Below are 399 nucleotides of genomic sequence, written 5' to 3' on the forward strand. Positions count from 1 at the left end.
TCTCAAGTGCTTTTTACTAGCTTGACTAGGCTTATCGCAAGTTAATACGTCCTTCATCGCCTCCAACTGCCAAGGCATCCACCGTGTACGCTTAGTCACTTAACCATACAACCCAAACGGGTCTTGCTTGGTCTTTGTTACTTATGCTGCCTTGCTTTCTATTTTTGCTTGGTTACATAACACGTTATGCGCCCAGCGACAAAAATATCAGCGGCGTTGCCTAAGTATCAAATCCACGTCGCAATACTAAACAGTAAAGTTTAGTCATACGTTAGTGACAGTTTAACTTCGCCAGAAGTTAATATTGAATACTAAAGTAGATACCAATCAACAAACGTAAAACGTTCATTAAATGGCACTGAATGATACTGCTATCATTCTTTTTTACTTTTGAAAACT

General features: G+C 39.1%; 1 rRNA gene. It reads right to left on the minus strand.

Annotated elements, in window-relative coordinates:
• A 23S ribosomal RNA gene (locus tag H5162_RS21295) occupies positions 1-105 on the minus strand; the annotation flags it as partial.
• Between the last annotated feature and the right edge of the window lie 294 nt (positions 106-399).

Origin of the sequence: Pseudoalteromonas sp. SR41-8 (genome assembly GCF_014163915.1) — a bacterium.
Taxonomy (GTDB): Bacteria; Pseudomonadota; Gammaproteobacteria; order Enterobacterales; family Alteromonadaceae; genus Pseudoalteromonas; species Pseudoalteromonas rhizosphaerae.